The 9,692-nt window shown below is 70.2% G+C and carries 9 protein-coding genes and 2 pseudogenes; 8 read left to right on the top strand and 3 right to left on the bottom strand.

Annotated elements, in window-relative coordinates; all coding sequences use genetic code 11:
* Positions 1-840: 840 nt before the first annotated feature.
* A complete protein-coding gene (locus CCN42_RS16695) occupies positions 841-1,647 on the bottom strand; it encodes a UbiA family prenyltransferase (protein WP_245877318.1) in 807 nt (268 codons plus the stop codon).
* 100 nt (positions 1,648-1,747) lie between these two features.
* Between CCN42_RS16695 and CCN42_RS16690 the strand changes: the two genes are divergently transcribed.
* Genes CCN42_RS16690 through CCN42_RS16680 form a run of 3 tightly spaced genes read left to right on the top strand, consistent with a single transcriptional unit; the run spans position 1,748 to position 4,479 of the window.
* The gene (locus CCN42_RS16690) at positions 1,748-2,920 is read left to right on the top strand and encodes a type III polyketide synthase (RefSeq protein WP_169731469.1); all 1,173 of its coding nucleotides are present in this window, start codon (positions 1,748-1,750) and stop codon (positions 2,918-2,920) included.
* 9 nt (positions 2,921-2,929) lie between these two features.
* On the top strand, positions 2,930-3,445 hold the full coding sequence (locus CCN42_RS16685; RefSeq protein ID WP_086736599.1) for an isoprenylcysteine carboxyl methyltransferase family protein: 516 nt from the start codon (positions 2,930-2,932) through the stop codon (positions 3,443-3,445).
* Positions 3,442-4,479 carry an NAD(P)/FAD-dependent oxidoreductase gene (locus CCN42_RS16680; protein ID WP_086736597.1) on the top strand — a complete coding sequence of 346 codons (1,038 nt, stop codon included), beginning with the start codon at positions 3,442-3,444 and terminating at the stop codon, positions 4,477-4,479. The genes CCN42_RS16685 and CCN42_RS16680 overlap by 4 nt, the downstream gene beginning before the upstream one ends.
* A 245-nt stretch (positions 4,480-4,724) precedes the next feature.
* On the opposite strand, the pseudogene CCN42_RS44465 reads toward CCN42_RS16680, so the two are convergent.
* Positions 4,725-4,885: pseudogene (locus tag CCN42_RS44465) on the bottom strand (IS5/IS1182 family transposase); the annotation flags it as partial.
* 8 nt (positions 4,886-4,893) lie between these two features.
* Between CCN42_RS44465 and CCN42_RS41335 the strand changes: the two are divergent.
* The 4 genes and pseudogenes from CCN42_RS41335 to CCN42_RS43290 form a co-directional block, all read left to right on the top strand.
* Positions 4,894-4,992: pseudogene (locus CCN42_RS41335) on the top strand (IS5/IS1182 family transposase); the annotation flags it as partial.
* Between the two features lie 178 nt (positions 4,993-5,170).
* Complete coding sequence (locus CCN42_RS16670) at positions 5,171-6,043, top strand: helix-turn-helix domain-containing protein (protein ID WP_086736592.1); 873 nt, start codon at positions 5,171-5,173, stop codon at positions 6,041-6,043.
* Positions 6,044-6,273: 230 nt separating this feature from the next.
* The gene (locus CCN42_RS16665) at positions 6,274-6,633 is read left to right on the top strand and encodes an STAS domain-containing protein (protein ID WP_086736590.1); all 360 of its coding nucleotides are present in this window, start codon (positions 6,274-6,276) and stop codon (positions 6,631-6,633) included.
* A 264-nt stretch (positions 6,634-6,897) separates the two neighbouring features.
* Positions 6,898-7,044, top strand: a complete 147-nt coding sequence (locus tag CCN42_RS43290) for a hypothetical protein (protein ID WP_086736588.1) — start codon at positions 6,898-6,900, stop codon at positions 7,042-7,044.
* Between the two features lie 177 nt (positions 7,045-7,221).
* Here CCN42_RS43290 and CCN42_RS16655 read toward each other — a convergent pair whose 3' ends face one another.
* A complete protein-coding gene (locus CCN42_RS16655) occupies positions 7,222-8,283 on the bottom strand; it encodes a GNAT family N-acetyltransferase (RefSeq protein ID WP_086736586.1) in 1,062 nt (353 codons plus the stop codon).
* A gap of 708 nt (positions 8,284-8,991) precedes the next feature.
* Here CCN42_RS16655 and CCN42_RS16645 point away from each other — a divergent pair.
* Positions 8,992-9,195, top strand: coding sequence for a cold-shock protein (locus tag CCN42_RS16645; protein WP_086736582.1), 204 nt, complete (start codon positions 8,992-8,994; stop codon positions 9,193-9,195).
* Positions 9,196-9,692 lie beyond the last annotated feature (497 nt).

Below are 9,692 nucleotides of genomic sequence, written 5' to 3'. Positions count from 1 at the left end.
TCCCCCCGGTGGCGGGGCCGCCCACCCCAACGCTCTCCTACAAGCACATGCGCGGTACGTGTGAGCGGCAGACCGACGCCCGGACGGCGGCGGCACGGCGGCAGCGACACAGCGCTGCATCGCCTCGACGCCACTCGGGCGCTGCCACCTGTACCGGCCGTGCCAGCATGCTGCTGTCCACCCCGGCTCATCGCCGTCCGGGCCGTCGTGCCGTTGCCGCATTCCCGCGAACGCTTGCCGGACGGTCCGTGCTGCGGAGCGGCGTGGGCATCCGTGAAGAGGCATCGGGTCGGGCAGCCGGACGTCACGCTGGTAGAGCCCGAGCTCGTAGTGGAAATCGGCGTGGACATAGCCCGTGACGCCTTCCGGTGGCGGCACCCCGCACGTTGGCATCACCGCCCGACACGACGGCTCTCCCGCCGACGTCCCTCACCCGACGTTTCCGCCCCCACTGGAGGCGGCACGGTGTGGAGGCGCCGGCCAACGCGCCGCTGGTTGAGCGGCGCTCCGATTCCCGGCTGCTCCGTAGGTGTGAGACAGCCGACACGGCTCGGTGCGTGACGGCAGAGGTGGTTCTTGTGCGCGTGCGGTCAGGCCTGGTCCGCTGCTTGAGCATCGTCTCTGCGGGTCCTGTGGCGTGTGCGCAGTGCCTCGTGACGTCATAACGAGCCCTGACCTGGCTGTGCGCGAGACTGCGCGCAGCATCCGGCGAACCGCAGCGTGACGGCAGCGGCCGTCATCGCCGCCTGGCGGGGGGTCGTGGATCGGCCTGCGGCCGACCGGAGCGCGTCCCGTTCGATCGCCCGGACGGCGCTGTGCCGCCCAGGGGCAAGCCCGGGATCAGGACATGTCCGAGCCGCGTAGCAAAAGCTGTACCACGGCCAAGCCGGCCACCACGATCGCGGCCCGAAATGGCCACTTGGTCCGGGCCCCCGACGGCACAACCGCACCCGCGACCGCGATGATCGCGGCCGCCGCTGCCAGTCCCCAGTCCGAGATTTCCACCCCACGGGGCGGTCCTGCGACAACCACGGCCATAGCCGCCAGCATCACGAGCGGGGCCAGCCACCGGCAGGCCGCACGGCCCAGCCGCTGCGGCAGCCCGCGCACACCGGTGGCGAGATCGTTCTCGATGTCCGGAAGGACGTTCGCCAGGTGCGCTCCCACGCCCAGCAGCGCCCCCGCTGTCACCGCCCACCAGGCGGGCAAGGACGGCGACGGCAGACCGAGAGTGACGAAGGCCGGCAGTGTGCCGAAGGCCGCGGCATAGGGCAGTGGTGAGAGCACCGTGTGTTTCAGCCGCAGGTTGTAGGCCCAGCCGGCCGCTACGCCCCCCAGGTGTGCCGCTCCCGCGGCGGCGCCGCTGAGCAGTGACAGCGGCACGCACAGCGCCAGGGCCGTCCCGGCCGCGACGGCCGCTGCCCGGGGCGGGAGTGCGCCGGTGGCCACCGGCTTGTCGCGGCGCCCGCAGGCCATGTCGCGCTGTGCGTCGGCCGTGTCGTTGCACCAGCCCACCGACAGCTGTCCGGCCAGCACGGCCGCGGCCACCGCCGCCGATCCTGTCACCCCACGGCCCGCCGCCACGGCCAGGGCGGTCACGAACACCGTCACGGCGAGCGCCGGCTCCAGGTGGCAGGAGCGCAGCAACACCGGGACACGGTGTGTCGTGCGCGAGGCAACCCCAGACGGGTGGAGAGACACATGCGCAAGGTAATCGGATGTCCAGCGCGAGGAAGGCATTACCGACATGCGTGTCCCTGTGATCGTCGACCTTTCTTCGTCCCTGTCCCCATCGCCGTCCCCTCCAACCGCGCCGCGCCGGAGAGCCGTGCCGGCCGCGGCGACCACGATCGCCGCCGTCCACACCGTGCTGCCGCCGCACCGTTACGCCCAGGAAGACCTCACCGAACCGATCGGCGACCTGTGCCTGTCCCCGGGGGCGAACCGCGCCGTGCTGCGCCGCCTGCACGCGTCCGCCGGTGTGCGCACGCGTCATCTCGCCCTGCCCATCGAGCGATACGCCGGTCTCGGCGACTTCGGGCAGAGCAATGACGCGTGGATGGCCGCGGGCCTGCAACTGGGCGAGGAAGCCCTCACCGGAGCACTGAAGAAGGCGGGGCTGCGACCAGCCGATGTCGACCTGCTGGTGTGCGCCTCCAGCACCGGCGTCGCCGCCCCGTCGCTCGACGCCCGGCTGGCCGGGCGGATGGGGATGCGGTCCGACGTCAAGAGACTTCCGGTGTTCGGCCTGGGCTGCGTGGCGGGCGCCGCAGGCCTTGCCCGGGTGCACGACTACCTGCGCGGGCACCCCGACGACACCGCTGTGCTGCTCACCGTCGAACTGTGCTCGCTCACGCTCCAGCAGCGCGACGACTCCCGCGCCAACCTCGTCGCCGGCGCCCTGTTCGGTGACGGTGCGGCAGCGCTCGTCGCTCGCGGAAGCGGCAGCGGCAGCGGCAGCGGTTGTGCCGGTCCGGGTGCGGCCGGGCCCTCGGTGGTTGCCACGCGCAGCCGTCTGTATCCCGACACCGAACGGCTGCTGGGGTGGGACATCGGCGCCGACGGATTCCGCGTCGTGATCGATGCCGGTGTTCCCGGCATCGTGCGGGAACACTTCGGCCGGCACCTGCGTGCCTTCCTGGCGGAACACGGCCTCACCACCGACGACATCGGGACCTGGATGTGCCATCCGGGAGGCCCCAGGGTCCTCTCCGCCGTGACCGACACCCTTGGCCTGCCCGGCGATGCCCTGGACTCCGCATGGCGCTCCCTCGCTGCGGTGGGGAACATGTCCTCTGCCTCCGTCCTGCACATCCTGCAGAGCATCCGGGAATCCCGTCGGCCCGAGCCCGGTACGTGGGCGATGCTCATGGCGATGGGCCCGGGATTCTGTTCCGAACTCGTCCTGCTGCGCTGGTGAGTCGTCCTCATGCCCTGGTACACGCTTCTCGTCCTCGCCGTCGCCGCCGAACGCGTCACCGAACTCGCCGTCGCCCGGCGCAACGCGGCCTGGACCCTCGCCCGCGCCGGTGTGGAGCACGGCCGTGGCCACTACCCGGTCATGGTCGTCCTGCACACGGGCCTGCTCGCGTGCTGCCTGCTCGAACCCGTGCTCGCCGATCGGCCGTTCCTGCCCGCTCTGGGGTGGCCCATGCTGGCGCTGGCCGTACTGGCGCAGGCGCTGCGCTGGTGGTGCATCACCACACTCGGGCCCTGCTGGAACACACGGGTCATCGTCGTTCCCGGAGCGCGCCTAGTCCGCGCCGGACCCTACCGTTTCCTGCGCCACCCCAACTACGTCGCGGTCGTCGTGGAGGTCGCCGCCCTGCCCCTGGTGCACTCGGCGTGGCTGACCGCGACGGTGTTCAGCGTCGCCAACGCGGTGCTGCTCGCGGTTCGTGTCCGCTGCGAGAACGCGGCCCTCAACCGAGCGGTGGCCGCGTGAGCGGCAGCCACGACCTGCTGATCGTTGGAGGCGGGCCCGCCGGCCTCGCCACCGCCCTGCATGCCGCGCGCGCCGGTCTCGACACCGTCATCGCCGAGCCACGCCGGGCGCCGGTCGACAAGGCGTGCGGCGAGGGCCTGATGCCCGGCGCCGTCCGCGCCCTCGCCGCGCTCGGCCTGGAGGTCCCCGGCCACCCCATCACCGGCATCCGCTACATCCAGGGCCCCCGCCAGGTCCAGGCCGCGTTCCATCGCGGCCCCGGCCTCGGTGCACGCCGCACCGACCTGCACAGCGCCCTGCACCGGGCTGTCCTGGAGGCCGGGGTGCCGGTACTGCCCTTGCGGGTGGAGGAAGTACGGCAGGACACCGCGGGCGTGAGCGTCCCCGGCACGGGGCTGCGTGCCCGGTGGCTGGTCGCTGCGGACGGCCTGCATTCACCCGTGCGCCGTTCCCTCGGCCTGGAGGTCAGGACCTGGGGGGCGGGGGCACCCCGATACGGGCTGCGCCGGCACTACGCGGTGCCCCCCTGGTCGTCTTACGTCGAGGTGCACTGGGGGACGCACGCGGAGGCGTACGTCACCCCACTCAGCCCCACACTTGTCGGCGTCGCCCTGCTGACGGCCCGGCGAGCCCCCTTCAGCACCCAACTGGTCGGCTTCCCCGAACTGGCGGGCCGCCTCCCCCCGGAAGCGGCCGTCACCGCGGTGCGAGGCGCGGGACCGCTGCGCCAGAGAGCCCGAACCCGCGCTCACGGTCGGGTACTGCTCGTGGGCGACGCCGCTGGATACGTCGACGCGCTGACCGGGGAGGGCGTCTCCCTCGCCCTCAGCGGCGCCGAAGCCGTGGTCGCCAACGTGTGCCGCGGCACACCTAGCCGCTACGAGACAGACTGGAGCCGTGCGACCCGCCACCACCGCCTCCTGACGGACCTGCTGGTGAGGGCCCGCCAGCAACCCGTGCTCGCCTCACGCATCATGCCCACCGCCGCACGCCTGCCAGGCCTTTTCGCAGCAGCGGTGAACGCATTGGCATGAGCCCTGCCGCTGTCGGAAGGACCGAATGGCCCCGCCACCGTTCACCCGTCCCCACCCCGTGTGCAGCGAAGAAGGCCTCACCGGCCAACTGAGGCACTGGCAAGGCGGTGACCGGGTCGACCAGCAGACACTCCTCTTCTGCGCGATCGTCGTCATCGATCGCCCTCTGTTCCGCCCGGCTGCCGGGGTCCGGATCGCGATGCGCCTGTGTGACGCACGTCACGCAGCGACCACGCCCAAGCGGACCGCGGTCGTCCTCTCCGCCGGCGTCCAGATGCGATCCGGGGTGTGATGCCACGGGCTCGTAGCCATCCCGCAGGTGGTTGAAGTCGTATCCCTTGCAACCGTGGAGCTTGCCCGGCCTGAGCCGCCGCCGGTCACGGCGGGAACGGATCGGCGGATGCCCTGCACCCGCGCGGCAAGCACATCGGCGTGCGCATTGCCCGCAAAGACATCGAGTCCAGCGAACGCCTGGGCCGCCGCAGGTGGGTGACCGAGTGCACGATTTCGTGGCACCACCGCAGCGTGCCTGTCTGAACTTGCGGGCGGCGGTGCGTAGGGGCGGCACATGACAACGTCACTGTCCAGCCCGGTTTGCGTCGAGCGCGACGGTATGGCGCGTGATCAGCAAGCCTTCTCCCGTGGCAGGCTGCGGATCAGGACGATGACGTGAGCCGGAGGTACCACGCCCGTGGCGGCGAGCATCAATCCCACCGTCAGGAGACGTCGCCTGGGGGCTGAGCTGCGCCGGCTCCGCCAGGCCAGTGGGCTGAAGAGCACAGAAGTGGCCGAGCGGCTGATGGTCTCCCAGCCCAAGATCAGTCACCTGGAGAACGGCCGCCGCGCGATCAGTCCCCACGACGTGCGCGACCTGTGCGCGCTCTACGGGGTGACGGACCAGCAGGTCATCGACGCGTTGACGGAGATGGCGAGGGAATCCGGCAAGCAGGGCTGGTGGCATGCCTACGGCGAGATCCCCCAGAGCGTGTACATCGGCCTGGAGACGGACGCCGCCTCGGTCCACGCCTACGAGCCCCTGGCGATCCCCGCCCTGTTGCAGACCCCGGCCTACGCCGATGCGGTCATCGGGGAAACGATCCCCCTGCTCACCGCCGAAGAGGCCGGCACGCGTCTCAAGGTGCGGCTGCGCCGGCAGCACCGGATCTACGACCCGGCGGGCCCGTTGCGGCTGTGGGCTGTCCTGGACGAGTCGGTCCTGCGCCGTGTCGTCGGCTCGCCCGGCATCATGCGGGAACAGCTGGAGCACCTGAACGCGCTCGGCGCGGAGCCGAACGTCACCGTGCAGGTCCTCCCCTACGCCGTCGGGGCTCATCCGGGCCTGTCAGGACAGTTCTCCATCCTGCGGTTCGCTGACAGCCCCGAGGCGGGGGTGGTGCATCTGGAACGGTTCACCAGCGACCTCTGCCTGGAGAAGCCGTCCGACGTGCGGCACTACAGCGCGATGTACGCCCATCTCCAGGCCCAGGCCCTCGACCCTGGCAGCACCCGCCAGCTCATCACCGATGCCATCAAGGCGTACATCGAAACGGCGAACCGCCCCTGACCGCCGTTGCCAGTCGGGCGCGAGGGGACGACGCGGGAAGGATGCGTGGGCCGGTTGACGCGGGCCGTGTTCGGTCGGCCGCCGCGCGTACCCCGCACTATGCCGCACATGTCCCGTGAGGACCGGGTAACGGGCCGCACACGTGTTCGCCGTAGCATCTAGGCGGGTTATCGGCGCACTATCGTGTCGGAGCCTTGAGTCCCCCATCAGCGAGCGCAGCCGAGGACACGGTGACAGACACCCACGGAGCGGCCCAGGCCAGCCTGTCGATCGACCACACCGCCGTCGACGGCATCCGGGTGCTCACCGTGCAAGGCGAGATCGACCACGTTGTCAAGGATGTGCTCAGTGAGGCTCTGCTGTCCTTTGACGGCGCGACGCCGCGGACCGTGGTGGACCTCAGCGGCGTGACCTTCATGGACTCCAGCGGCATCAACGTCTTCGTCGCCGCCCAGAAGAGCATGAGCGACGCTCAGGGGTGGCTGCGTATGGCCGGTGCCCAGGCGTCGGTGCTGCGGCTCCTTCAGCTCGTCGGCCTGGACCAGGTCATCGGCTGCCATTCCACCGTCGAGCAGGCCTTGACCGCCTGACCCGCGGCGTGCCCGGCCGCGGCGTTCTAGCTGGCTTCCCCGTATGAGGCCTCCTGCTGGCGTGACCGCCGGTGCACCGCCGCGTCCAGCTCCCGCCCACCGGCTCCGGCAGCGTCTGCCCCAGCGCCCAGGCAATCACCGACTCGGCCGCGTGCAGCTTGATCTTGGTACGCCACCGCGCATGACATGCGCACTACGCCACTCGGCCCCATCCTGAAAAGCAGCACCATCGGCTCCACAGGCCGACCACCTCCGGGAGGTCCTGTGATCCTGCTCGCCCTGCTCGTGCCCGCCCTGATGCTGGTATTCCTCTGCGCCATGGACGCGTTCGAGGACCACCTCTTCCCCCGCCCGACAACCGCAGACGACACGAGACCCCCGGCCGACGACATACGAACCCGCTCCCTCTGACCGCCCCACGACTCCGCTGTCGGTCAGTCAGCCAAGGCGGGTGCCGCAGCCGTCTTGAGGACGCGACCACGGTGCCCGCGCCGCTCAGTCCGAAGCGCACAGGAAGACACGCCCCGGGCCAACCGCCGCTGCGGGCCGTGACTGAGGCCCACCAGGGTGCAGGGTGGGGCACACGTTTCAGACAGGCTCTGCGGTGGGCCGGGCTAGTTCGTCGGGCACTTCGAGGCACGCCATTGGCGCGCTGACGGCGGAGACGGTCTTACTCCAGCGTGGCCGGTACTGGTCCTTGTAGGCGTGCTGGCCCGGGACGGTGCGGCCCAGATCGAGGTACTCGTATCCGGCCCTGCTCAGATCCTGTGCGAGGTGGCGCAGGAGGGCGTGGCCGGGAGCGGAGTCTTTGTGAAGAGGGTCTATGGCCGGCACCACGGAGTAAGCCCGGCGGTGTCGCGTCAGGCAGAGCTGGGCGGCGACGATCTCGTCGTCCACGGCGAGGGTGGCGACGAACGCCACGTTGGCGCCGCAGCACTCCAGCACGGCCGGCCAGTGGGGTGCGCCGGGGGCATGGGGTGAGCCGGCAGGCGGCGCGTGGCCGGCCCAGCGGCGCGCGTGCAGGCGAGCCAGGACCGCGTAGGCGGTGAACAGTTCGTCACTGTCGCGGGTGCGCTGGTAGGTCACCTTGCGGCGTTGGGCGAGTTCGTCCCAGGCGCGTTGGCGTCGTTTGTGATCACGTCGGGTCGAGCGGGACATCTCCTCATAGGCAAGGGGTAAGGAGATCTCGGCGCAGTCGGTGACGCTGGTGTGCCAGCGCCCCGCAGAGGCAGGGCCGCTGGACCTGAGGTGTCCGGCGAGGGCACTGTCTGCGGGCAGGCCCGCCATTTCGACGTGCTGGCCGTCAGACGCCAACCCTTCGAGGTACCCGGCGAAAGCCTCCGCCACCTGCGGGTCCTCAGCTGCCGGGCCCACGGCGCGGACGTACTCCCCCATCGGCGCCGACAGGGCGACCGTCCGCAGTCGGGTGCCCGCACGGTCGCGGACCAGCGGCACAGCGGCCAGTACCTGCCGCGCAGGCCCCTCACACAGGGCAACGACCAGGCGCGAGGTGGGCGGGAGCTGGTGCGCCCACCCGGTGAGCCACGACGGCGACTGGTAGGGCGTCGCCTGCGAGTCCCGCCGGTACAGATCCGCCCACGACGACGCCATGAAAGCGCCGGCAGCGGCCCCCTCCAGCACACGCAGCATGAGATTCAAGATCGCCTTCTTCCCCTCCGGGCGCTCTGCACGCCGCTTCTAGCCACATGGTCACGTCACCAGAACGGCGAATCGCCGCATCAAACCTGAATTCACCCGGACGGGAACATCCGGAACCTTGATCACCGAGCGAGTCGACCCTCGCGAATGGCAGGCCGGAATGGAAGCTGCTCTGGATCGAATGGTCCGGATCTGGAGTACGCGCACCTCGACGCCCTGTTCGGCAAGCCGGGCCGCACGCTGCTGTGGATCGAGGACACCGCCAGCCGGCTGACCGACGGCCGGCCGCAGGAGGCAGGGCGGATCCGATGGAAGGGATCCGGGTGACGTGGACGCTGCCAGAGCTGTCTTCGGGGACGGGGCGGCAAACCGGGTCGCGGAAGCGCGGCACGCAAAAGAGACGTCGCGCGGGTGGGCCAATATCTGTGCCCGCGGGCTGAGATTTCAACGGAACGTGCGGACAGATTCTCTGCCGCAATGAGCAGGGTGGCATTCTTCACCGCACGCGAGCCGCTGCGGTGTGCTACTGTCGATCTCAGTTGCAGTTGTGGTTCCCGAAAACTTCAAGTGCTGTCCAGTCGGCTGTGCCGCTGGGAGCACTTTTGTATTTCCGGTCTTTTCCGGGCGGGGTGATCATCGCGGCGACACGGCGTCCGCACGGTGCGGATCCCGTATGCACTGCCCCGAAGGAGAAATGACATGGCTGCTGGTACCGTGAAGTGGTTCAACGCGGAAAAGGGCTTCGGCTTCATCGAGCAGGACGGCGGCGGCCCTGACGTCTTCGCCCACTACTCGAACATCGCCGCCCAGGGCTTCCGCGAGCTGCTCGAGGGCCAGAAGGTGAGCTTCGACATCGCGCAGGGCCAGAAGGGCCCGACGGCCGAGAACATCGTTCCCGCCTGACGCTGACTGTCGCATACTTGTAGCTGGGGCCCGCATCCCTCGGGGTGCGGGCCCCAGCTACAAGCGTTTCCCGCAGTGATTTCGCCTGCGGACGACGGGCAAGAAATCCGTAGGCTTACCGCACACGGACCGCCCTTCAGGGGTGCAGACGCATCCCTTCACCGCTACATCGCAGTGGACGCTCCGGATGGTGAGTCCACATCGCGCCCATTCATTTCAGCGCCTGAGCCTGCACGGCTTTTCCGTCAGCCAGATCCGCTGTCGCGTTCCACGGCCCATTCTTGCAATTCTCCGTGCCGCTTATTGCTGCGGGAATTCCTTGATATGTGCCGCATCGAGGAAGGTTCCGCATGAACCGCACACGCACGAACGACCGTTTCGCCCGTACCCGTGACGGCAGTGCCGGCTCCGGAAGGGCCGGCAGCCGATTCGGTTCGCCGGCCCCGCGCCGGTCCGGCGCGCCGGGCCGCTCCGGCGGTCACGGCCGCCGCCCCGCC

Source organism: Streptomyces glaucescens (assembly GCF_002154375.1).
In the GTDB taxonomy this organism is placed as follows: Bacteria; Actinomycetota; Actinomycetes; order Streptomycetales; family Streptomycetaceae; genus Streptomyces; species Streptomyces glaucescens.
This window is presented reverse-complemented; position numbering and strand designations above follow the sequence as displayed.